The 24,258-nt window shown below is 54.5% G+C and carries 18 protein-coding genes; 4 read left to right on the top strand and 14 right to left on the bottom strand.

The window, feature by feature from the left end; genetic code table 11:
* Positions 1-2: 2 nt before the first annotated feature.
* Both ACW17M_RS07005 and ACW17M_RS07010 read right to left on the bottom strand, forming a co-directional pair.
* Positions 3-1,352, bottom strand: coding sequence for a Na(+)-translocating NADH-quinone reductase subunit A (locus tag ACW17M_RS07005; RefSeq protein WP_027957530.1), 1,350 nt, complete (start codon positions 1,350-1,352; stop codon positions 3-5).
* Positions 1,353-1,658: 306 nt separating this feature from the next.
* Positions 1,659-3,113, bottom strand: coding sequence for a glyceraldehyde-3-phosphate dehydrogenase (locus ACW17M_RS07010; protein ID WP_190373118.1), 1,455 nt, complete (start codon positions 3,111-3,113; stop codon positions 1,659-1,661).
* Between the two features lie 231 nt (positions 3,114-3,344).
* Between ACW17M_RS07010 and mfd the strand changes: the two genes are divergently transcribed.
* Both mfd and ACW17M_RS07020 read left to right on the top strand, forming a co-directional pair.
* Complete coding sequence (gene mfd / locus ACW17M_RS07015) at positions 3,345-6,794, top strand: transcription-repair coupling factor (protein ID WP_022523172.1); 3,450 nt, start codon at positions 3,345-3,347, stop codon at positions 6,792-6,794.
* 111 nt (positions 6,795-6,905) lie between these two features.
* Entirely contained in the window at positions 6,906-8,075 is a 1,170-nt protein-coding gene (locus ACW17M_RS07020; protein ID WP_457547106.1) for a L,D-transpeptidase family protein, read from the top strand.
* Positions 8,076-8,252: 177 nt separating this feature from the next.
* Here the strand turns inward: ACW17M_RS07020 and ACW17M_RS07025 are convergent, their stop codons facing one another.
* From ACW17M_RS07025 to ACW17M_RS07050, 6 genes are all read right to left on the bottom strand, one after another.
* Positions 8,253-8,516 carry an Lpp/OprI family alanine-zipper lipoprotein gene (locus ACW17M_RS07025; RefSeq protein WP_022523170.1) on the bottom strand — a complete coding sequence of 88 codons (264 nt, stop codon included), beginning with the start codon at positions 8,514-8,516 and terminating at the stop codon, positions 8,253-8,255.
* A 230-nt stretch (positions 8,517-8,746) separates the two neighbouring features.
* Positions 8,747-9,376, bottom strand: coding sequence for a L,D-transpeptidase family protein (locus tag ACW17M_RS07030; RefSeq protein ID WP_027957534.1), 630 nt, complete (start codon positions 9,374-9,376; stop codon positions 8,747-8,749).
* Positions 9,377-9,530: 154 nt separating this feature from the next.
* On the bottom strand, positions 9,531-9,995 hold the full coding sequence (locus tag ACW17M_RS07035; RefSeq protein ID WP_022523168.1) for a ferritin family protein: 465 nt from the start codon (positions 9,993-9,995) through the stop codon (positions 9,531-9,533).
* Positions 9,996-10,041: 46 nt separating this feature from the next.
* A complete protein-coding gene (locus ACW17M_RS07040) occupies positions 10,042-10,503 on the bottom strand; it encodes a DUF6586 family protein (RefSeq protein WP_022523167.1) in 462 nt (153 codons plus the stop codon).
* Positions 10,500-13,127, bottom strand: a complete 2,628-nt coding sequence (gene topA, locus ACW17M_RS07045; protein WP_009286991.1) for a type I DNA topoisomerase — start codon at positions 13,125-13,127, stop codon at positions 10,500-10,502. The genes ACW17M_RS07040 and topA overlap by 4 nt, the downstream gene beginning before the upstream one ends.
* A 314-nt stretch (positions 13,128-13,441) precedes the next feature.
* The gene (locus ACW17M_RS07050) at positions 13,442-15,985 is read right to left on the bottom strand and encodes a DUF3141 domain-containing protein (protein WP_009286992.1); all 2,544 of its coding nucleotides are present in this window, start codon (positions 15,983-15,985) and stop codon (positions 13,442-13,444) included.
* A 235-nt stretch (positions 15,986-16,220) separates the two neighbouring features.
* Between ACW17M_RS07050 and ACW17M_RS07055 the strand changes: the two genes are divergently transcribed.
* Together ACW17M_RS07055 and lipA are read left to right on the top strand one after the other, a co-directional pair.
* Positions 16,221-17,207: a LysR family transcriptional regulator gene (locus ACW17M_RS07055; RefSeq protein WP_027957536.1), complete on the top strand. Its 987-nt coding sequence runs from the start codon at positions 16,221-16,223 to the stop codon at positions 17,205-17,207.
* Positions 17,208-17,385: 178 nt separating this feature from the next.
* Positions 17,386-18,450, top strand: a complete 1,065-nt coding sequence (gene lipA / locus ACW17M_RS07060; RefSeq protein WP_022523163.1) for a lipoyl synthase — start codon at positions 17,386-17,388, stop codon at positions 18,448-18,450.
* 112 nt (positions 18,451-18,562) lie between these two features.
* On the opposite strand, the gene lipB is transcribed toward lipA, so the two are convergent.
* From lipB to rodA, 6 genes are all read right to left on the bottom strand, one after another.
* Positions 18,563-19,225, bottom strand: a complete 663-nt coding sequence (lipB, locus tag ACW17M_RS07065; protein WP_457547107.1) for a lipoyl(octanoyl) transferase LipB — start codon at positions 19,223-19,225, stop codon at positions 18,563-18,565.
* Positions 19,226-19,227: 2 nt separating this feature from the next.
* Positions 19,228-19,536, bottom strand: coding sequence for an HP0495 family protein (locus tag ACW17M_RS07070; protein ID WP_022523161.1), 309 nt, complete (start codon positions 19,534-19,536; stop codon positions 19,228-19,230).
* Positions 19,537-19,631: 95 nt separating this feature from the next.
* Positions 19,632-20,846 (bottom strand): D-alanyl-D-alanine carboxypeptidase family protein, encoded by a 1,215-nt coding sequence (locus ACW17M_RS07075; protein ID WP_027957539.1) that lies wholly within the window; start codon positions 20,844-20,846, stop codon positions 19,632-19,634.
* Positions 20,847-20,942: 96 nt separating this feature from the next.
* The gene (locus tag ACW17M_RS07080) at positions 20,943-21,959 is read right to left on the bottom strand and encodes a septal ring lytic transglycosylase RlpA family protein (RefSeq protein WP_457547108.1); all 1,017 of its coding nucleotides are present in this window, start codon (positions 21,957-21,959) and stop codon (positions 20,943-20,945) included.
* Positions 21,956-23,017 (bottom strand): lytic murein transglycosylase B, encoded by a 1,062-nt coding sequence (mltB, locus tag ACW17M_RS07085; RefSeq protein ID WP_457547109.1) that lies wholly within the window; start codon positions 23,015-23,017, stop codon positions 21,956-21,958. Before mltB ends, ACW17M_RS07080 begins: the two co-directional genes overlap by 4 nt.
* 78 nt (positions 23,018-23,095) lie before the next feature.
* Positions 23,096-24,256, bottom strand: a complete 1,161-nt coding sequence (gene rodA, locus ACW17M_RS07090) for a rod shape-determining protein RodA (protein ID WP_009286997.1) — start codon at positions 24,254-24,256, stop codon at positions 23,096-23,098.
* Between the last annotated feature and the right edge of the window lie 2 nt (positions 24,257-24,258).

Raw genomic sequence — 24,258 nt, forward strand, 5'->3', positions numbered from 1 at the left:
TATCAGGCCTCTTTCTCGATCATGGTGAGATTATCACGCAGGATGGGGCCATATTCGTATTTGCCAGGGCAAACATACGTGCACAGCGCCAGATCCTCTTCGTCCAGCTCCAAACACCCAAGCTGCATGGCAACCTCAATGTCGCCCACGATCAACGAACGCAATAGCTGAGTCGGCATGATATCTAGAGGCATCACCTGCTCATAGGCACCTACCGGCACCATAGCACGCTCGGAACCATTGGTAGAGGTCGTCGGCGCATAGTTGCTGAGCCCCTTAATCTTGGAGATATAAATACCCAAGACCGAGTGACGATTAGCACCAGGAGACAACCAACCCATAAACGTGCGCTTGTTGCCCTCTTCCAGCAAACTCACTTGATTGCTGAAGCGGCCAAGGTAGGTCAACTTACCTTCAGCGGCAAAGCCAGAGAATACCGAACCAGAAATTACGCGAGTGTCCTCGGGTTTGATGACTTCGTTGGTCAGGAGTTCATCTGTACTAGCGCCGACACGGGTACGAATCAGACGCGGATTTTCAGCACGCGGGCCACCAATGGCAACCACACGGTTCATATCCAGCTTCCCTTCTACAAACAACTTACCGAACGCAATAACGTCCTGGTAGCCGATATGCCACACTTTTTTGTGCAGTGCGACTGGAGAAAGGTAGTGAATATGCGTGCCGACAAGTCCCGCAGGATGAGGGCCGGCAAAGCTTTCGGTTTTTACGCCGTCAACATCGCCACCCGGGACTGAGGCATTTTCGCCCGTACATAAGAAGACGTTGCCCTCGGTCAGGCGCGCTAACACCTTGAGGCCATCCTCGAATGCCTGCGACTGCTCGTTAATGATCAACGCAGGGTCAGGGCTAAGTGGATGGGTATCCACGGCGGTTACAAAAATATCGGCCGGGGTGCTATCAATGGCCGGGGTGCGCGAGAAAGGACGAGTGCGCAATGCAGTCCAGAGTCCCGATTCTACCAGTTGGTCGACAACGACCTGACGTTCAAGCTGCGCTAAGGCATTACGATCATGAGCAGCGAATTCGACCGCTTCCTCAGTTTCGTCTACTTTAATTACGACAGACAGCAAACGACGTTTTTCGCCACGGTTTATTGCAAGCACTTCACCGGCAGCGGGCGCTGTATAGCGCACACCAGCAATTTTCTTATCGGTGAAGAGCAATTGGCCCAGTTTGACCTTATCCCCTTCCTGGACTTCCATCGTCGGCTTCATGCCAACGTAGTCGGTACCCAGGATTGCCACGTGGCGCACAGGCCGCGCATCTTCAATACGCTGCTCGGGCGCTCCCGTGATGGGGAGATCCAGGCCTTTTTTGACTTCGATCATAGTCTCGCCCAGTTGTTGGATCGGATATACGAAGGTATGGGGTTCGAATGCTTATTTTCTGCTCAGCGAATTGTTATTTTCTGCTCAGATTGTTACCAGTCCGGCCCAAGCAGCACTTGAACCACCCCGAAAAATCCATCGTATTATAAAGATAAGCGCGTCCAATGACCACATCCCTGATGACCACCAAAAGTGCTATATACATTGGCAAAAGATGAGATTGAGACCAAAAAAACGCCACCCGAAGGTGGCGTCAACGCATTCTCTTAGCTCTAACACCCGGCATGCGGGCTTTGCTAAGTTTAACTAGCGAGGAAGTTTTAAAAACCGTACGTTAGACATTTGCTGCAAAATACGTACAACCTGGCAGCTATAACCGAACTCATTGTCATACCACACATAAATGACCGCATGATGGCCGTTGGCGATGGTAGCTTTAGCATCCACGATACCGGCATGACGATTGCCCACAAAGTCTGACGACACCACTTCTGCTGAATCGACAAAGTCAATTTGCTTCTGGTAGGCAGACTCGATCGACATACGGCGCAAGTAGTCATTTAGCGCTACAGCATCTGTCGCTTTATCCAGGGTCAGATTGAGAATGGCCATAGAGACATTAGGGATTGGCACACGAATGGCGTTGCCGGTCAGCTTTCCCTCTAGCTCAGGTAGCGCTTTCGATACGGCCTTGGCTGCTCCTGTCTCGGTCAATACCATATTCAGCGCCGCACTACGGCCACGACGGTCACCTTTATGGTAGTTGTCGATCAAGTTCTGGTCGTTGGTATAGGCATGCACGGTTTCCACATGCCCATTCACCACACCGTACTCGTCGTTGAGTACCTTCAATACCGGAACGATCGCATTGGTAGTGCAAGAGGCAGCAGAGACGATGAGATCGCTGTCGCCAATGGATTCATGGTTAATACCGTAAACGATGTTTTTAATATCGCCTTTACCCGGTGCCGTTAGCAGCGCTTTGGCAGCGCCTTTACACTTCAGGTGCTGGCCCAAGCCCTCTTCATCGCGCCAGATACCGGTATTATCAACAATCACCGCGTTATCGATATCATACTCAGTATAGTCAATCTCACTGGGCGAATCGGCGTAAATAACCTGAATAACATTGCCGTTGACCGTCAGCGTGCGGGCCTCTGCATCGACCATGATGGTGCCGTCAAAAGGCCCATGTACTGAGTCACGACGCAGCAGGCTGGCGCGCTTCTCAAGGTCTTTAGCCACATCGCCACGGCCACGCACCACAATAGCGCGCAAACGCAGCAGATTACCGCCCCCGGCCTTCTCTATCATCACTCGTGCCAGTAAACGACCAATACGACCAAAACCGTAGAGCACCACGTCTTGCGGCTCACCGGTGCTAGCCCCCGGCTGGTAGCCATCAATAATCTCTTGCAGCTCTTTACGCAGGAAGGCTTCGACATCGCCACCGCCTCGGTTCTTGAACATCACCGCCAGCTTACCTACATCCACATGGGCGGGGCCAAGGTTCAAAGCGACCATCCCCTTCACGATAGAGTAGGTATCCTCAACGGAGAGCTCAGTCCCTTCTATTTTACGCACGAAGCGGTGGTCTTTAAGAATGCGGATGACCGACCGTTTAATAAGTGAACGCCCGAACATGGTGGCAACGACGTTATTCTGACGATAGAGCTGCCCTACTAACGGGATCATCTGCTCCGCCAAGGCTTCGTTGCCTTGCCATTCTTGAAAAACGTTTTCGAGCGCTTGCTGACTCACGTGCGGCCTCATCAGGTAGTGGGAACGGAGAGTGTATTATCCGGGGCAAGCGCAGCGGTCGCAATGACTGGATAGTCGCACAACATGTAGGGGTATTACAGAAATGCCAATCTCACTACAAAACCTCTTTCAGTACAGATTAACCCGCTACCTTAAGCCGCGGCACTCTAACTGAAACGGGTGATCGTGTATGATCTCCCTTCCGTTTCAGCGCAAAACGATATCTTGCTTATGCCGACATTCTCTCTGCTCGAACCGCCCCAGCCCCAAGGGACTCGCGATACGCTCTACTGGACATCGCCGCCGGGTAGCGCGACTGCGCTGGCACTCTCCCGCGTTGCTGCGAAAGCTCCGCTATTGGTGATCACTCCCAATACGGCCAGCGCGCAGCGTCTTGAACAAGATCTCTATTTTTATAGCGACGTACCGGTACTGCCCTTCCCCGACTGGGAAACGCTGCCCTACGACAGCTTTTCACCCCATCAGGATATTGTCTCGGCGAGACTGCGTACCCTGCGCCAACTGCAAGATGGCGTGCGCGGCATTGTGCTGGTGCCGATCAACACGTTGATGCAGCGCTTGCCCCCGGTTGAGTACATTGCCGGGCGGGTCATGACACTCAAAACTGGCGAGCGCTTGAATCGCGAAGCGTTTCGGGAATCGCTCTCCCGAGCGGGCTATCGCGCTGTCGAAACGGTCTATGAGCCCGGCGAATACGCCATGCGCGGCGCGCTGATTGACCTGTTTGCGATGGGTATGGATGAGCCGATCCGTATTGATCTGTTCGATGACGAGATCGATTCGCTGCGCCACTTCGACCCTGGCAGCCAGCGCTCGACTGATAAGCTTGAATCGCTAGAATTGCTACCCGCCCACGAGTACTCGCTAAGCCGCAGCGCGATTGCCTGTTTTCGTGAGCAGTTTGAAACCCTGTTCGACGTTGATCCGCGGCAATGCCCTCTTTATAACGATGCGTTGAAAGGCATTCCTTCACCGGGGCTTGAGCACTATTTACCACTGTTTTTTGAACACACCGCATCGCTGTTTGACCACCTGACCGACGATACACGAGTCGCACTGCTGCCGGGAGTTTTTGCTGCCGCCGAGCAGCACTGGCAGTCGATCGACGCTCGCTACGTAAACTTGGGCGTTGACCCAACCCGCCCGCTGCTGCCACCGCACCGAGCGTTTTTCCCGGTCAACGATGTATTCTCGGCAATCAAAGCCTGCCCGCGAATAGAGTTAACTGAGGATAGCGAGCAGCGCCATGCGCAACAGCCTGAAGCCGCACCGCTTCCCACACTCTCTATTAATGCCCGCGCCAAGCAGCCATTGGCGGAGCTGTCAGCATTTTTGCACTCCCATGCCCAAACCCGGGTGCTGTTTGTGGCGGAGTCGCGGGGTCGCCGGGAAGCCCTGGAAGAGATCCTGTCGCCACTTCAGCTCTCGCTTCCGCATACCGATAGCTTCCACGACTTTCTCGCTAGCGATCATACCTATGCAATTACGGAAGGTTTGGTCGACAGCGGCTTATGGCTAAATAATCCAAGCATTGCGGTAATTAGTGAAACCGAGCTGTTTGGTGACGTGGTACGTCAGAGCCGTCGGCGCGAAAAAGCCACGGATGACAATGAGCTTGCAGTACGCCACTTGTCGGAGCTGCGCGAAGGTGCGCCAGTGGTTCACCAAGCCCACGGCGTGGGCCGCTATTTAGGGCTGGAAACCTTAGAGGCCGGCGGCCAGGCAAATGAGTTCCTGGCGCTCTCCTACGCCGATGGTGCCAAGCTTTATGTGCCTGTCGACAGCCTGCATATGATCTCCCGTTACAGCGGGGCCGGTGACGAACTGGCCCCGCTGCATAAGCTCGGTTCGGACCAGTGGGAAAAAGCCCGCCGCAAAGCCGCCGAAAAAATTCGCGATACCGCTGCAGAGCTGCTGGATGTCTACGCCCGCCGGGAAGCCCAGCAAGGGGTGGTCTATGAGGCGCCAGGCGAGGAGTATCTGCGTTTTGCGGGTAACTTCCCATTTGAAGAGACCGCTGACCAGCACGCGGCGATTGAAGCGGTCATCAGCGATATGACCTCCCCGCAGCCCATGGATCGCGTGGTGTGCGGCGATGTCGGCTTCGGCAAAACCGAAGTGGCCATGCGCGCGGCATTTTTGGCCGTACAGTCTGGCCGCCAAGTGGTGGTATTGGTGCCCACTACGTTGTTGGCGCGCCAGCACTTCGAGAACTTCCGCGACCGCTTTGCTGACACCGCCGTCAATATTGGCCTGATCTCGCGCTTTACCAGCGGCAAAGAGGTCACCCAGACGCTAGAGAGCATTAAAAGCGGCCAAACGGATATCGTCATCGGCACCCATAAACTGCTCGCCAAAAGCGTTGAGCTGCCCAAAATGGGCCTGCTGATCATCGATGAGGAGCACCGCTTCGGGGTGGCGCAAAAAGAGAAGCTCAAAACGCTGCGTGCCGAAGTCGATATTTTGACGCTGACCGCGACCCCTATTCCGCGCACGCTCAATATGGCCATGAGCGGCATCCGTGATCTGTCGATTATCGCTACGCCGCCCGCCCGCCGTCTGTCGGTTAAAACCTTTGTTCAGCAGCACGACACCAGTATCATCAAGGAAGCCCTGCTACGTGAAATACTGCGTGGTGGGCAGGTCTATGTACTGCATAACGAAGTCAAAACCATTGAAAACAGTGCCGAACAGATTCGTGAACTAATCCCCGAAGCGCGGGTAGCGGTTGCCCACGGCCAGCTTCCCGAGCGCAGCCTGGAACGCATTATGTCGGACTTCTACCACCGACGCTTTAACGTGCTGGTGTGTTCGACCATCATTGAAACCGGCATTGATGTACCCAGCGCCAACACCATTATTATCGAACGTGCTGATAAATTTGGCTTGGCCCAGCTGCACCAGCTGCGGGGCCGGGTCGGCCGTAGTCACCATCAGGCGTACGCCTACCTATTAACACCACCGCCCAAAGCGATGACCCGTGATGCTATCAAGCGTCTGGAAGCAATTAGCGCTTCGGATGATCTAGGCGCTGGCTTTACCCTGGCCAGCCACGATATGGAAATCCGTGGCGCGGGTGAACTGCTGGGGGATGAACAGAGCGGCCAGATGGAAACCATCGGCTACACCCTCTATATGGAGATGCTGGATCGAGCGGTGAAGGCCATTCGCGCGGGTAAAACGCCCAATATCGATGCGCCCTTCAATACCGGCGTGGAAATCAACCTCAACCTGCCTGCGCTGATTCCAAGTGATTATATTCACGATGTTCAGCAGCGCCTGGTGATGTACAAGCGGATTGCCAACACCCAGAGCGATAGCGAACTTAAAGAGTTACAGGTTGAGCTGATCGACCGCTTTGGCTTGCTGCCCAACCCGGTGAAAAACCTGATTCGCCAGACCAAGCTGCGCCACCGTGCCGAGCAACTGGGAATCAGCAAAATCGAGGCTGGCGAGAGCCGCGGTAGAGTATTGTTTGATAGCAGCACCCAAGTGGATCCCTTAACCCTGGTGACCCTCATTCAGACGTCACCAAAGCACTATCGTTTAGATGGCTCTGACACCTTACGGTTTGAATTACCAATGGAAAGTGTCGACAAGCGCTTCCAGCAACTTGAAAACCTACTTAGCACCCTTAACCAAAAAGTAGCGGCGGCGTGAAGCTTGGGGCAAACTTGCCAGTAGCCATGGCCCAGTTGATCAACAGCCGTTTATTGATCCCAGTGGCCCAGCAACGCGCATCAGCAGTGAATTAACACATTAGGAACGATCATGAACATTCGCGATACCTTTACCCTTTGGGGCCCTACCAGCTTGGCCGTGCTACTCGCCGCTAGCCTGGTGAGCCCCGCTTTTGCGCAACCAGCTAACGAGCAAGCCGACAGCCCAACACAGGCGCAAGAGCAGCAGACTCAAGAAAGCTCAGAAGAATCGCCACAGGCGCAAGCACAGGAAATCAGCATAGACGCCGTCGATAGCGCCGCTCAGGTTGCTGATCAGGATGAGCTACCCCGTGGTCACTTCCGCCTACCCGAAGAAGGCGATGTCATTGGTGAGCGCTACACCGTCGTTGTCGAAGACCCCAAGCAGACGCTGATCGATATCGCCCGACGCCACAACATTGGCTATGAAGAGATTCGCATGGCCAACCCGGGTGTCAGCCTCTGGGTACCTGGCGTAGGTACCGAAGTGGTGATCCCCGCCCAATACATTCTTCCGCCTGCGCCGCGGGAAGGCGTTGTCATTAACCTTTCTGAGCTACGTCTCTACTACTACCCTGCCGACAAACCCGGCATCGTCGAAACCTACCCGGTTAGCGTGGGGCGTGAAGAGTTCGCTACCCCCGTAGGCATCACCCGCACCACGGTTAAGGTTAAAGACCCCGCCTGGGCTCCACCGGCATCTATGCGTCGCGAAGCAGCCGAACGCGGCGAACCAGCGCCTTCCGTGGTACCGCCCGGCCCTAACAACCCCTTGGGCGAGCACGCAATTCTGCTGGCCATGCCGAGCTATCTCATTCACGGTACCAACCGCCCTGATGGCGTCGGTATGCGCGTTAGCCGTGGCTGTATCCGCATGTACCCGGAAGATATCAAATCGCTCTACGAGCGTTTGCCTAGCGGTACTCAGGTCAACCTGATGGATGCACCGTTCAAAGCGGGCTTTGCAGCCGATGGCACGCTGTTTGTGCAATCTTTCCCACAGCTGGAAGAGAACGCGGAAGGCTTTGAGCCACTGCTTAATGCCCTTGAACGCGTCACTGAGCTAACTGGCAGTGACGTTGAAATAGACGCGGATCAGATTCAGCGCGCCGTAGAAGCTCCTGACGGCCAATTTATCGCACTATATGGCCCTCAGGCTCCCGAGCCAGAACCAGAGCCTGTTGAGCTGATTGACGAGCTTAAGCTCAGCGCCGCCACTGACGACGATAAAGACGCTTAACCGAACACCTAGCAACAAAAAACCCCGCCAAGGCGGGGTTTTTGCGTAGCTAGTATCAAAACCTACTGGTCTGACGCTTTAACGTACAGCGCCTTACTACGGCATATTAACTAACTACAGCTTTCTTCCAGCAGCTGCTGAGAGAGTCAGACGACTCCCTCAGCAGCCCAAGCAGAATTACTTCTGCATGGAACGCTGGAACATACGGTTCATTTCTTCACGGTTCTGCTCAGACATCTGCAGAGCAGCCTGCGCGTCGCGCTGGGCTTGGTTTGCAGTGTTCATAGCTTGTGAAGCCATGCTGCGTGCTTCTGCAGCGTCAGCCTGTGCAGATTCTGCAGTCATGCGAACTTCTTCCAGCGCGCTGGTAGAAGCACAACCAGCAAGAATTGCCAGAGAAGCGGCAGCAGCAGTCATCTTCAGAGTAGTTTTCAGAGTCATAATGTTCTCCTTGAGTCGTCCTTGGGTACTACGTTAAGGGTATGACAAAGGTAAGGCTAGTCACTTAAATTAGAATAAGTTCTTAGCTTAAATTTGTCTACCTGCGGTGCAGGTTCTTTTCAGTGACTTGTGCTGCAAAGCACGCAAGTCAAACGCTGTTTTATAATAGACCACAGCGGTTGTCTATAGCCACTTGTTTAAAACCTCGAACTTCCATCAACGGCGTTAGCTTAACGGATCACTACCCGAGTGCCAACACCCACTAGCGCTGCCAGGCGATCGATTTGATCGTTGGTAACGGCAACACACCCCTGAGTCCAGTGATAGCGCCCATGAATATCGGGGTCTGCGCTACCCAGGCCATGAATTCCAATCGCCCCACCCAGTGCGGTATCTTGCGGGGGGCGACCGTAACGTCGATAGTAGTCGAAGTAGTCATCATAATCAGCTTGGGAATAAATCCCTTTTTCCAGCGCCATTCTAGCGTGCGCTGGGGTTGGGTAATCAATGCCTATGAAGGTACGCCACTGGCTTTCGTAATTAAAACGGTTGACATGAAACTCCCCCATGGGAGTCACATTATCGCCGCGAACCCGTTGGGTTTTAGCCCCAGCACGGCCAAGTGATATGGGCGCAAACCGCTCCAGCAGCGCGTTACCCCGAAACACGCTAAGGGTGGCCTCTTTGTCGTCCACCAGCACCCACAGTTCGTTGCTATGACGCGGCACATGAGCGCGACTCAGTATCGTTTCTACGAGATCGGTGGCGGTATCCTGACTGGGCGCAGTAACAGCAGCACTGGCCACGGCTGGCAAGCTCAACACCATGGCTAAAAATCGACGGCGATTAACTAAAAACATGACAGCTCTCGAAACAAGTTAGCCCGCGATTGACCGACTCGGCGCATCTGGTGGCTGTTATACCCTATTCCCACATTCGCCGTTAGCAATTTCGTCATGTACACGACTGACGCCCCGAAGAGCAGTAACCGATAATCCACTAGTAGAGACCCCATCAAACGCCCTGAAACTCTTCCATACTCGCCATTATATTGCGTATCTCGGAATTATGTCCTTGAGCCAGGGCATTGAAAAACTCCTCTTCAGGCTCAATTTTCGCTCGTGCCGCGCGATGCTCGTAGAGCGCTTGAAGGCGCTGATGCGACGATGTGGCAGTTCTCATCGCATCCTCTATCGAGCCGGTGATGGTTTGTTCCGACAAGCGATCCAACTCAGGCGGCTGGGGGAAATCGCTGGAATCATCGAACCATAACTCCAGCACTTCTGAATGGTCAGAGCCATCGTGGAAGAGATCTTCAAGCCCCGTTTTCATTTTTAGCTCACGGCTGGCCAAGTAATTAAACGCCATCTCTAAGCGCTGATTCTCAGCATCCTCAGCGGCTTCGCTATACTGTCGCGCCATCCGGGCATGAAAACCCGCCGCCCATTCGATTAAATCTTTCACCTGGTTATAGCGCATCATGATCTCCTTTCTTAACGACTTGAGCGATGCATAACAATAAACACTACCACTCCAGGCTGGTTTCGCGCAGCGCGCCTATTTCACGCTTGGCCGCCTGAAGATTATCCAGTAACTGCTGGCGCAAACCGGCTTGATTACCCACGGCAATCATAGCGGGGTTGTGAGTTTCGCGCCGCGCAGCACCTTCGTCACTATGTAGGCGCTCAAGTTGCCCCTCCAACCAGTTCAGCCAGCTTTCCGGCTGGGCTTTCAAGTCGCGCAGACGTTGCAGCTCGGCCAAGGCAGGGCCATCCTGGGCCAGCAATACAGTCCAGCGATGCTCCGACAGCCGAGCGTGTTCAGTAACTTCGCGCAGTAACGACTCAAGCGCCAGCTCAAAAAGCGCCAGCGCACTCTCTTCCAACGCCATCTGCCGCGCAGAAGCATGCTCATCACTTCCCGCGGGCAAGGTGACTAATAGCTCCGCCTGATAGAGCAGCTGGTTGGTTCGTGACCGTGCATTCACTTGCGTTTGTCCTCCACGTGCCATTTACCGGCATCAAACATGGCTTTCCAGCCTGTGGCCTTGCCCTCCTCGTCGGTCATCACGTACTGCTCTTTGCTCTTCCGCGAGTAGCGGATTTGCGCCGGGCGACCATCCGGATCTTCACTCGGCGCTTTAAGAATGAAGTGATACTTTTCGGGCAGCTCATCGGCGTGCGCTTTCAGCTCTTTCACCAGCGGCGGCCGTGTTTCACGATTTTTAGGGAACTTGCTGGCAGCCAAAAACAGCCCGCTTGCGCCATCACGCAGCACGTAATGGTCGTCAACTTTTTGGCAAGCCAGTTCCGGCATCGGGATCGGGTCCATTTTTGGCGGCGCCACTTCGCCACTTTTCAATAGCTTACGGGTGTTTTTACATTCGCTATTGGTACAGCCAAAATACTTGCCAAAGCGGCCTGACTTCAACTGCATCTCAGAGCCGCACTTATCGCACTCGATGATCGGGCCGTCGTAGCCTTTGATCTTGAATTTGCCGCCTTCAACTTCGTAGCCGTCACAATCGGGGCTGTTACCACAGATGTGCAGCTTACGCGTTTCATCGATTAGGTAGTTGTCCATCGCCGTGCCACACTTGGGGCAGCGACGCTTGGCACGCAGCGCATTGGTTTCGGCCTCTTCTCCCGCGTCTTCGGCCACCGCCTCTTCACCAGGAATCAGGTCAATGGTGGTTTTACAACGCTCTTTGGGCGGCAAATTGTAGCCACTACAACCCAGGAAAACCCCGGTGGAAGCGGTACGAATTTGCATATGACGACCACAGCTTGGGCAGTCGATATCCGTTGGCACCGGCTGATTGGGGCGCATGCCATCTTCGCTCTCAGCCTTGGCCAGCTCTTCACGGAATTCTTCGTAGAAGGCATCCAGCAGCGCCTGCCAGTTGCGTTCGCCTTCGGCGACCTCATCCAGACTATCTTCCATGCGGGCAGTGAACGAGAAGTCCATCAAATCAGGGAAGGACTCTTTCAACCGCTCGGTGACGATATCGCCCAGCTTTTCGGCATAGAAACGACGGTTTTCCAGCTTCACATAGCCGCGATCCTGGATCGTTGAGATGATTGAAGCGTAAGTTGACGGTCGGCCAATGCCCTGCTTTTCAAGCTCTTTGACCAGGCTTGCTTCGGTGTAGCGTGGTGCTGGCTTGGTAAAGTGCTGCTGAGGATCGAGCGCTTCCAGTGCCATAGGCGTACCTTTTGGCAAGTCCGGTAAGCTCTGATCTTCATTTTTACCACTAGGCTTCATCACCCGGGTATAACCATCAAACTTCAGTACACGTCCTTTGGCACGTAGCTCGTAGCCATCGACTTCAACACTCAGCGTGCTTGAAAGGTACTCTGCAGGGGTCATTTGGCAGGCCACAAATTGACGCCAGATCAGCTCGTAGAGACGCTCGGCATCCCGCTCCATTCCGGCCAGATCGGAAGCCTTACGCTCGACACTGGAAGGGCGAATCGCCTCATGGGCCTCTTGAGCACTCTCTTTGCTGCTATAACGATTAGGTGCTTCGGGCAGGTAGCGTTCGCCGAACTCTTCACCGATATAGCTACGCACACCCTCAACCGCATCTTTCGATAAGTTGGTGGAGTCGGTACGCATATAGGTGATGTAACCCGCCTCATAGAGGCGCTGAGCCATGGTCATGGTTTTCTTCACAGAAAAACCTAACCGGCCACTCGCCGCTTGCTGCAGCGTAGAGGTAATAAAGGGTGCCGTGGGCTTTGAGCTGGTGGGCTTGTCTTCCCGTGAGGTAATCGCCAGCTTGGCTTTTCTAAGCTGCTCAATACGCGCAAGGGTGTCTTTTTCGGAGGTAGGCTTAAAGGCCTTGCCATCCTGACGAACCAGGGCAAAACGCACCAGCTCACCCTCAGGAGAGGCCAAATCCGCGTGCACATCCCAAAACTCTTCAGGAATAAAGGCACGGATTTCGCGCTCGCGCTCAACAATTAGACGTACCGCGACTGACTGTACACGGCCAGCCGACAGCCCGCGCGCTACTTTCGCCCACAGTAGAGGCGAAAGCATAAAGCCCACAACGCGATCCAGGAAACGCCTTGCCTGCTGCGCCTCTACCCGGGGGATATTGAGCGCGCCAGGCGCCTTGAAAGCGTCTTGAATCGCGTTTTTGGTGATTTCGTTGAACACCACGCGCTTGTAGCGGCTGTCATCGCCACCGATGGTCTCGCGCAGGTGCCAAGCAATGGCTTCCCCTTCGCGATCCAAATCCGTTGCGAGGTAGACAGCGTCAGCCTTCTCAGCCAGCTTCTTTAGCTCGGCAACGACTTTCTCTTTTCCGGGCAGCACCTCATAGCGGGCTTCCCAGCCGTTGTTGGGGTCAATCCCCATCCGCCGAATCAGCTGATCTTGGCTTTTACGTTTTTTATATTCTACTTTCTCTTCCGCCGACATCTTGCGTGTCGCTGCGGCCTGGCGCGCGCGCTCCTTGGGGTCGGAGGCTGCCTTACCTGAGCCGCTGGTCGGCAGGTCACGAATGTGGCCCACGCTCGACTTCACGATGAAATCGTTGCCGAGATATTTGTTAATCGTCTTCGCTTTCGCTGGCGACTCGACGATGACCAGTGACTTGCCCATAGTGCTCCACTTTCCTAATGCACGGACTGTCTAGCGCGTGCTCTGAATTCGGTGCCGTATCGACGGGCTGAAACTGCCCGTTAAAAAAGATACGGATGAAAAAATGCGCCTACCCTACCCCAGCCCTTAGCTAAGCGCCAGTGGCAACCAAGCCGTAGGGAGAATCCATAGACTTTAGACAACCAGGGTTATATTTCAGACAAATAGTAGCTAGACACTAGACTGCCACCGACATTACAGCAACCCAAAAGGTAATCAGGCAAACAAAGCGCCCCCACCAAATAGGCGGGGGCGCAATGAGCTAATGTACTGATTTAGCGTTTAGGCGGCGTCTTTTTACGTCTGGTAGTGCTGGTGGGTTTAGCCACCGGCTCACTGGCCGACTCGCTAGTCGCAGCAGATTTAGGCGATGACTCCTTAACCACGGACTCCTCATTCACCACGGGCTGCTCCTTGGCCACTGGCGCAGACGAAGTCGTTTGCGTTTCGGCCAGCTTAGCAGTAGCAGCTTTGGGCTTAGCGGCAGGCTTAGTTGTCGAAGCCGCTTTGCTGGCCGTCGGCTTGCTCGCAGCCGGCTTATTCGCTACCGATTTGCGGGGTCTTGCCTTATCAAACAACACTTTAATTTGAGCAAAGCGCTCAGCAGCATGCTCTGAAAGATCGCCGCTGGCGGCAAACACATGCTCAAGGTGGCTAATATAGCCATCGACATCATCGTTGCTGCTACCTGCTAGCAAAGTAGGCAGCGAATTCAACGCCTGCTCACGATCCAGCTTCAAGATAAAGAACTGCTCGCGCACCAAGTTTTTAAAATCACTCAGTTCGATACCAGGCTCAAGCTCCGCACGGGAGGCGCGTAGCCGCTTAAAGTTACGCTCATCTGTAGCTGGGGCGCCACCGAGCACATAGATAAGCGAGCGCATAACCGCTTCATGGGCACTGCCCTTAGCAATTTTCTCTCGCAGCTCTTCCTGACGCTGCTCAATAAAGCGACGGTGCTCGGGCTCTGCCCCTGGACGGCGGCGGTGTACATGGGCATCGCCATACAGACCGACAGCAGCCTGCAATAGCGGCTGGCCGTAGATATCCATAAACATTTTTTCGGTGCTGCTATCCCGCAAATCGCGCATCGCATTGAGGCTGGCGACCAGTTGATCAGACCCCATAGTTTCAAGCGTTTTGAACAGATTATCTTTTGATACTGGGTGACGATTTTTGCGCACTGCTTCCGCCATTACCGGTAGCGGCACCGAAAGTGGATTACGATCAGAAAGCAGCTTGTAGCCCAAACGGATAGGGTGCATACGACGAATCAAGCGGGCAGCTTCCGGTGTCATGATGGCTTTTAGCCACGGCTGCAGAAAGAGCCGATACATCCCCAAATTGATTTCTGAGATCCGTGCCACGGTGGCAAAACGACGATCATCCTCTGGCTTGTGCATTACTGCCTGATCTAACTCTTCAAAGTTACGCGGCATAAATTCGAGCAGATAATCCCGCTCGAACAGCTCAGCGTCTTCACCCTTCTCTGCCGGAGATATGGAGGTTTCATACAGCCCAGGCGGCAGTACGTCGATGTAATCCATATTGGCGGTGAATTCGGTATGCTCTTTGCGCGATACGCTGCCCGAAACAAATATACCTAGATGGCCGGTCGTATCATGCTGGCAATAGACGATGGTTTGCTCATTGGCAATGATGTCATCGGTGTTTGCATATAAATCACGAATCCACCCCAATGCTTGAGGCGGCGGAGTAATGTCATCCCCACGCGAACAGAACACAACCACCGGCGAACGCACATTACGCAGGTCGATTCGGCGGCCATCATGGGTGACCAGCTGCGCGGTAGAGAGCCGATTACCGACAAACAGATTATCGACGATATACTGAATCTCTTCACCGCCTAATACGACGTGACCACCCCACCAACGCTCAAAATCGAGGTATCGGCCCGCTTCGGTATCGATATTGTCGTAAAGGTGATACTGCTTTTTCCAGTAGGTATTAGCCGGGTTGAGGCGCTCGAAGTTCTGCACCAGCCACGCCCCGTCAAACAGGCCGTCGCCAATATCACTGGTGAGTGCCGTAATCCAGCTGCCTCCCGCCATCCCGCCGGTATAGCGCATGGGGGCTTTGCCGTGCTCACCCGCCCAGTAGGAGAGTGGCGCGCCAGCAATCAGGATAGGGCCAAAAACGTCAGGCTCCAAGGCAGCCGCCATCATGATCTGCCAGCCCGCCTGGCAATTGCCCACCACCATCGGTTTTTCAGTCGTTTCGGGATGCAGCTCAATCACATGGCGCAAAAAAGCGATCTCCGACTCGACCACATCCTCAACGGTTTGGCCTGGCTCAGGAAACGGCAAAAAACCAATAAAGTAGCAGGGGTGCCCCGCTTTAAGCGCCACGCCCAACTCACTGTCCGGCTTAAACCCTCCAATCCCTGGCCCATGCCCCGCACGTGGGTCAACCACTACAAACGGGCGCTTTTGCAGATCAATTTCTGTCCCTTCGTGGGGCAACACACGCAACAGTTCGTAGTTGGTTGGCCGCGGCAGCGTCCGACCATCCATCAGCACTTCGGTATCGAACCCCAACACATTGGGCTTGGTTTGCTCCATATGCTCGAGGTACTGATTACCGCGTTCGCGCATAACGTCCAGATAGAGAACGCTGCGCTCCATGCTATCGCGCCAGTAACCAAAGGCTGCACGCCCAAACCCGAAAGGATCGAATAATGAAGCGATCGCCTCACTTCCAGGTATGGCTGTGGAATCATTTTGTTGCTTCAACCATGCGCTAGTGAAAGCGTTAGCAGGAAACATAGTCTTGGCGAGTGGGTTAGCAAGAAAGTTCATAGGGTCTCCCGTTGGGTTGATGCACAGGCATCAGACCCGAAAGCAATGATGCTGCAATGCAATATAGTCTAGGCCACTATGCGCACGGCGTCGATCTTTAACCCTGGCAATTACGCCTTATGTGACTAATGAAGTCCTGTTTAGGCAGTCTAAAAGATTCAGTGTTAGCATGCTTGGCCCTGGCGATGAAGCCTGATTTTGATATTAGTTAAAGGGTGCTCACTACGAGGTTTTTATGTCATCCCCCAATCTGCTCAATCGCCTAACATTTCGGCAACTCCAGGTCTTCCAGGCGGTGCACCGGCAGCGCTCCTACTCTCGTGCAGCTGAGCAACTGGGACTGACCCAGCCAGCAGTCAGCGCGCAAATACGGCAGCTTGAGTTGGCACTGGGTCAGCCTCTGTTTAATTATGCGGGTAAAACGCTTCACACGCTTCCCGCCGCCGATACCCTCGCCCACTCAGCGCGCGAAATTTTTGGCCAACTGTCACGGCTGGAAATGAACCTATCGGATATTAACGGCAAAATAAGCGGCGAACTCAACATCGCAGCGGTTTCCTCAGCCCAATATGTGGTGCCTTATTTACTTGCCCGCTTCCGTGCTCACTATCCCGAAGTACATGTCCGCTTAAAGGTATGCAATCGCTGCCAGGCACTCGATCGATTGGCTGAGCAGCAGGACGACTTGGTTATCATGGCCATGGTGCCTGAAGACGATCGCTTGGTAGTGATGCCGATTATTGATAACGAACTGATCGCCGTCGTCTGGCCCGAGCATCCGCTACTTTCGATGCCGCAACCCTCCTTAGCAGACTTTGCGCGCCATTACGTGCTAATGCGCGAACCCGGTTCCGGCGTACGCAACGCTTTTGAGCAGATGGCGGCCAGTCAGCAGGTCGCCCTTCCCCACTGTATTGAGTTAGGTACCAATGAAGCGATTAAAGGGGGCGTCATGGCTCACTTAGGTGTTGCCGTGCTGCCGCGTTTGGCGGTGCAACTGGAGCTTGAGCAGGGGTTACTGTTTGAGCTGGGGTTGCCCGACTTTCCCATCCACCGCTCTTGGTGCACGGTCTATACGCGGGAGCGCTTACCCACTCCGGTCGCCGAGCTATTTTTGAGTTTCATCCGTGAACACTTACCCGACTATCGCCGTCACTTTCAGGCGCCCGCCAGCCCCTTACCCAGCCATGGGGTAGCCTGTTTGCCGATACTTCCCTCCTGAAGGCGAGTGATGGCTTACGGTGTCTTGTTGGCAGCGAGATATGTTACATTAGCCATCATTAGCGCGATAAAATATTGAGCAAACTTCGTATTAACCAGGTATCAATAGGCAGGCTTGGAACAGGGTTAAACCTTTTTTACGCCTTCGGCCTACCGCACAGAAGAGAGGCTCTGTCACTATGAGCAATAACCCCTCGCAGCGAGTGTCCAGCGGTGAAAAATACCGTAATGAACATGGCATGTCGGTGATCAAGGATGGCATGAAGCAGCGCAAAGCGCAGCCAGAGGCCCCTTCTGTTGAGCTTGAGCGCAAACCCAAGTGGCTGCGAGCACAGATTCCAGGTGGCGAGCGTTTTGAAGCGGTCAAGAAAAACGTCGCGACCCATCGATTAAGCACTGTTTGCGCTGAATCCCACTGCCCCAATATGGGCGAGTGCTGGAGCAACGGCACGGCCACTATCATGCTGATGGGCTCGGTATGTACCCGCGCCTGTCGGTTCTGCGCAGTAGACACCGGCAACCCCCAGGGCTGGCTTGACCACGAAGAGCCTGAAAACACGGCCAAATCTGTAGAGCTCATGGGGCTGCGTTATATCGTACTGACTTCAGTTGACCGTGACGACCTCGACGATGGCGGCGCAACCCACTACGCCAACTGCATTCGCGCGATCAAAGCGCGCACACCCGAGGTGGTAGTCGAAGCCTTGACGCCCGACTTTGATGGTGACCTTGCCGCTATCGAACGCGTCGTCGATTCAGGCCTACAGGTATTTGCCCAAAATGTGGAGACCGTGGAACGCCTGACAGGCCGAGTGCGTGACCGGCGGGCAGGTTACCGCAAAACCCTCGATGTCCTTGCTCATGCCAAGCGCTACCGCCCAGATATCATCACCAAAACCAGCCTGATGCTGGGCTTGGGTGAAACCGACGAAGAGATTTTGCAAACGTTTGATGATTTACGTGAGATCGGCGTCGATATTGTCACGCTTGGCCAGTACCTTCGCCCGACCAAAAATCACCTGTCGGTGGAGCGCTGGGTAACGCCTGAAGAGTTTGATCGCTACCGCGTGATTGGCCTGGAAAAAGGCTTTATGGAAGTGCCCTCTGGCCCGCTGGTACGTTCAAGCTACCGCGCTGATCGCGTGTTTGAGAAAAACAACCTGGGGCTCGCCTCACCTGCCGCGATTCCCGGTCAGGAGCAAGAAGCAAACCCCAATATTATTCCAGCGCTCAACGTAGGATAGGCTTAAATTAAGCGTTCTACGGGGCTTGCTACTATGTATGGAGCGGGTTTTAAGACCCGCTTTATAAGCCTCGTTTTTTTGAACCGTTTTTTTAATAACGGTGACCCAATTTTTACAGTGGCGTGTTCTCGACACTGACCAATTCGCGGTTTAGCCGTTTAGCTAGCGCCTCGGCCAGCTGCTCACCCACCCGATGATCCCCTGGCAACGAGACGAGGTCAGCCAACTTCGCCATGGGCATACCTGCATAGCCGCAGGGGTTAATGCGCAAAAAAGGCGTCAGGTCACCGTCTACATTCAACGCCACGCCGTGAAAGCTCGCCCCCCGCCGAATACGCAGACCCAGTGAGGCAATCTTCGCCTCACCCGCTTCTGTCATCACATAAACCCCTGGAGCATCGGGCCGAGCTCGGGCGCTCACGCCATAGTGGCTCAAGACGTCAATCACGGCATTCTCCAATGCAGTGACTAAATCGCGCACGCCAATTTTTCCCCGCCGTACATCCAGCAGCGGGTACAGCACCACCTGCCCTGGCCCGTGATAAGTGACTTGCCCCCCCCGATCAACGTGCACCACCGGAATATCGCCGGGCAGCAGCAGGTGTTCGGGCTTGCCAGCCTGGCCTTGGGTAAACACCGGGTCATGCTCGACCAACCAGAACTGATCAGGGGTTTGCGCATCCCGTGTATCGGTTAGCGTGCGCATAGCTTCCCACACTGGCAGGTAGGCCTGGTGACCCAAATCGTGCAACTCAATCGGCACGGCGTTTTCCACGGTTACACCACCATATGCACACGGCCAGTAGCCTTGAGGTCGTCGAACAACTCTTTAATATGCTGCTCTCCGGTCGCTCTAATCACCACACGTACCGATTGAAAACGGCCATTGCGGCTATCGACCACCTGCATTGCCGTTGCATCGAAGTCAGGGTCATGGCGCACAATCACCTGGCACACACAGGCAGGAAAGTCTTCGGCCGCATCGCCGACGACTTTTAACGAGTAATCACATGGGAAAGTGATTTTAGGCGGCTCCTGAGCCGCCGGTTGGCGCAAATCACGAAGTCCCGGAGCACCTTTTTTCATAACAAACCTATTTCGTAAAGACTGATTTTCACAAAGACTGGGTTCATCACAGATATACGCTAGAACCCATCAACCTATCGGCTGTAAGTCTATAATCAATCCGTAAAATTACTAATCAGATTACTAAAGAAGCGCTGCACCTGATCGAACAAGCGCTTAAAGAGACCACCCTCTTCGATGTTTTCCAGCGCCACTAAGCGGCGCTCACCGACCACTTCATCACCTAAATGCACTTCCAGCGTACCAACCTCGTCGCCAATGGCAATCGGTGCCTGTAGGTCTGGATTGAGGTTTAGGCGCGCACGCAGCTCTTCGTTGCGGTTGCGTGGCAGGGTCATAAAGACTTCTTCATCGACGCCAACACGCAGCTCATTGATATCGCCGCCCCAAACCCGCGGCGTTGCCAATACGGCACCGCGCTCATAGAGCTTCATGGTTTCGAAAAAGCGGAAACCGTAGCTGAGTAGCTTTTGGGTTTCTTGAGCGCGCGCTTCATCAGAGTTGGTGCCCATCACTACGGAAATCAAGCGCATATCGTCACGCTTAGCTGAAGACACCAGACAGAACCCCGCCTCCGTTGTCCAGCCGGTTTTCAGGCCATCCACCGAAGGGTCACGCCACAGCAAACGGTTGCGGTTGGGCTGATCAATACCGCCATAGGAGAACGTACGATGGGAGTAGATTTCGTAGTGATCAGGGTAATCATTAATAATGTGCCGGGATAAACGCGCCAAGTCATGGGCCGTTGAGTAGTGATTGTCGGCGGGCAAGCCAGTGGCGTTCTGGAAGTTGGTGTTATTCATGCCCAACCGCGTGGCATGCTGATTCATCAGATCGGCAAAGGGCACCTCACCACCCGCCAAATGCTCTGCCATGGCGACACTGGCATCGTTGCCCGACACAATGATGATACCGTGGAGTAAATCATCCACCGAAACCTGATCACCCACCTCAATAAACATTTTCGAGCCGCCGGTGCGCCAGGCATTCTCGCTAATATTAACCATATCAGTGAGCTTAATGGTGCCACGATTGAGCTCACGCTCTACCAAATAGGCGGTCATCAGCTTGGTTAAACTTGCCGGTGGCAGACGCTCATCGGAGTTATGCTCGGCCAAGATACGGCCACTATTAGCATCCATCAGAATCCACGAACTTGCCGCTAACTGAGGGGCTGAAGGGATAATGGTTTGCGGCTGCGGAATTACCGGCTGAGGCGTTGGCTGGGCACTGGCAGGCACAGCAACCGTCGCCATGGCAGCGAAGAGGCACAGGCGTGCAGAGCGACCAATGGATGTAAACACGTTCATAACGTCAGTCTCACTTACTTGAAAGCTTACTTGAAAAGCTTATTTTAAAAAACGGCGGCGCGTAAGGCGCGCCACCGGAAATAAACAGGGGGTGAATTATCGCACAACAAAGACCTGGGGGAACCCTGCTTGGCGCAGTGTTTCTCGCGCTTGAGGTTCTTGGCTCGGAGCGATGGGCCCCACTTGAACACGATAAACGTCAGCGTCGTTCATAATACGCACCGCATGGGGCTGCTCACCTTGTAAACGCTGCTGCAACTGCTGAGCGCCTTCCGGATTACCCAGTGCCGCGATCTGCAGATACACTGCGTCGCCAGCTTCCCCTTCGTTTGGCGGCTGCGCTGTTTGTGTCTGTGGTGAAGGATCAGCCGCAGATGCAGCAGACGCCGCCGGCGGAACGGGCATAGAAGAAGCATTTGCAGCAACCCGCTGTGCCTCGGCTACGCGAGGCTGGGGGGAAGCGCTGCCGCCGCCCTTGCCGTGCTCGGCTAGCCACTGCTCAGGGTTGATCGCTTCCACTTTCACGGAACCGGTACCATTGTCGAGGAAGCCTAGCCGGGCGGCTGCCGCGTAGGAGAGATCGATCTCACGGTCACTGTGGAAGGGGCCACGGTCGTTCACTCGCACAATGACCGATCGCCCATTATCCAGGTTTGTGACTCGCGCAAAGGTGGGTAGAGGCAGCGAACGGTGTGCCGCCGACATTTTATACATGTCGTAGATTTCACCGTTTGAGGTCGCGTAGCCATGGAATTTTTCGCCATACCAGGAGGCCGTACCACGTTTCTCATAACCCGTTGCATCAGGCAGCACTTGATAGGTTTTCCCCCACACTTCATAGCTAGAGCGGTTGCCCGCTCTGGAAGGCTGCTCGATGCGGGGCTCTGCATCAGGCACCTTGGTAACATCCGGCGGCTCGAGCGGATAGGCATCACCACTCATGGCATAGCGGCCACCACTAGTGTTGGCCGCCGTTGAAGCCGGAGCCGCCGTTTGATTCGCGGAACCGGAGGCATCTACCCGCTGAGTGTCATTGCTAGCACAGCCGCTGACCAGCGCCAGTAAGGCAATCGCGCCAACCGCCCGCTGGCTAATCCTCAATTTGCTCTTCATCCCTCATCCTCGTGCAGCTCAGCAATCGCTTCTGCCAACTCGGCTACGGCCATGGCATAGAGGTGACTATGGTTGTAGCGGGTAATCACGTAAAAATTATACTCGCCAAACCGGTAACGGGTCTCTCCATTGGCGAACTCAAGCGCCAACGGCACCACTGGCAAATTATCATCAAGTGGCTCGCTGGGCTCAATCCCATGAGTGGCCAACTGAGCAATGCTCACCGCAGGAGATGAAGTTTGGTTAAATGAGAGTTCCTGGAGTAACTCTACGGGCATTACGTCTGGCCCAGAGGCCTGGTGGTAGATATCAGCTCCCGGCTTCCAGTTATGCTCAGCAAAGTAATTAGCGACGCTGCCAATCGCATCAACCGGGTTCTCCCAAAGATCACGTCGTCCATCGCCATCAAAATCCACGGCATAGGCTTGATAACTGGTGGGAATAAACTGCGGGTAACCCATCGCACCGGCATAGGAGCCGCGCAACTCGGTAGGGTCGACCTGCTGTTCGTAGGCAATACGTAAAAAGGCCGCTAGCTCACCGCGAAAAAAAGCCCCCCTTGCCGGGTGATGAAACGCCAGTGTGGCTAGCGAATCCAGCACGCGATGCTGGCCTTTATGGCGACCATAGTAAGTTTCAACGCCAATAATAGCGGTAATGATTTCAGCGGGCACACCATAGGTACTTTCCGCGCGCGCCAAGGCGTCGGCATGAGCATCGATGAACTCCACGCCCTCTTCAATGCGCTGCTGGGTCAGAAAAATAGCACGATATTCGTACCACTTCAGACGCCGTTCAGCAGCCCCTTCCATGGCATCTAATACGCTTTGGGTATAGCTCGCCTGCCCCAGCGCTTCTGCCAACCATTCTTGCGGCAACCCTTGCTCGACCAGCTCTTCCACCAGCGCTTGGCTGTCAGCATTTTGCTGGGGAGCAAAGTGGTGAGGAGTCTCAAACTGAGCCTGCGGTGAAGGCTGATCAGCAAACGCCACGGGGGTCACCCAGCACATCAGCGCGGCCAATACATAGCTGCTCGTCTTCCCTTGAACCTTGTTCATTGGCTCTCCACTCCTGAGCTATTCAATCCTGAATTATCCATTACCGAGCAACATTAGCGTCTGAAGCAGGCTGCGTCGCTAGCGCGACAGTAACCGACGATGCGCATGTATCGACATGAGAATACCGAAACCCGCTAACAAGGTCACGCTAGAGGTGCCGCCATAACTAACCAACGGCAGCGGCACCCCCACCACGGGCAAAATGCCGCTCACCATGCCCATATTGACGAACACGTAGATAAAAAAAGTTAAAATGATGCTGCCTGCCACCAAACGCCCAAAGGTATCCTGCGCCGAGCTTGCCATCCACAAACCACGGCTGACAATCAATAGATATAGGAACAGCAGCACAAGCATACCCACCAAACCAAACTCCTCGCCCAGGACGGCAATGATGAAATCGGTGTGTCGCTCAGGTAAAAACTCTAGTTGGGACTGGGTACCCTGCAGCCACCCCTTGCCCCATAGCCCTCCACTACCTATGGCCGTGGTCGACTGAATAATATTCCAGCCTGCCCCCAACGGATCGCTTTCAGGGTTGAGAAACGTCAATACCCGCTGACGCTGGTAGTTATGCATATTCATCCAGAGCAGCGGCACTGCGGCAGCCCCCAGCGCGGTAATAAATCCAATCAAACGCCACGACAAGCCCGCCAGTAGCACGACAATCAGGGCCGCGCTAGATACCAGCAGCGAAGTACCCAAATCAGGTTGGATCGCGGTTAGCACCACAGGCACGCCAATAATGACCCCGCACACGACAATATCGCGCAGGCGGGGCGGTAGTTCGCAGCGATTTAGATAGGCTGCAACCATTAACGGGGCTGCTAACTTCATCATTTCCGATGGCTGAAAACGTATCACACCAGGAATCACTAGCCAGCGCTTCGCCCCCATGCCCACATCACCCACTACATCAACGGCAATCAGCATGGCTACGCCAATGCAATAGGCCAATGGTGCAAAACGCAAAAAGGTCGAGGGCGAGAACTGGGCAATAATTACCATGCCTACCAGCGCGATAAGAAAACGCACGCCTTGGCCAATCACTGCATCAATAGATTGTCCGGAAGCGCTGTAAAGAACGATTAAACCGCTCCCCATCAGCAGCAATAGCAAACCTAGCAGCCAAGGGTCGAGATGGATTCGCTCCCAGATACTTTTCCGCCGGGCGATACCACTCTCAGGCGGGCGAACAGGATGGCCACGCATCGAACGGGCTATATAATGCCAAGGCATGG

The organism is Vreelandella sp. 2A-K22, from assembly GCF_054065485.1.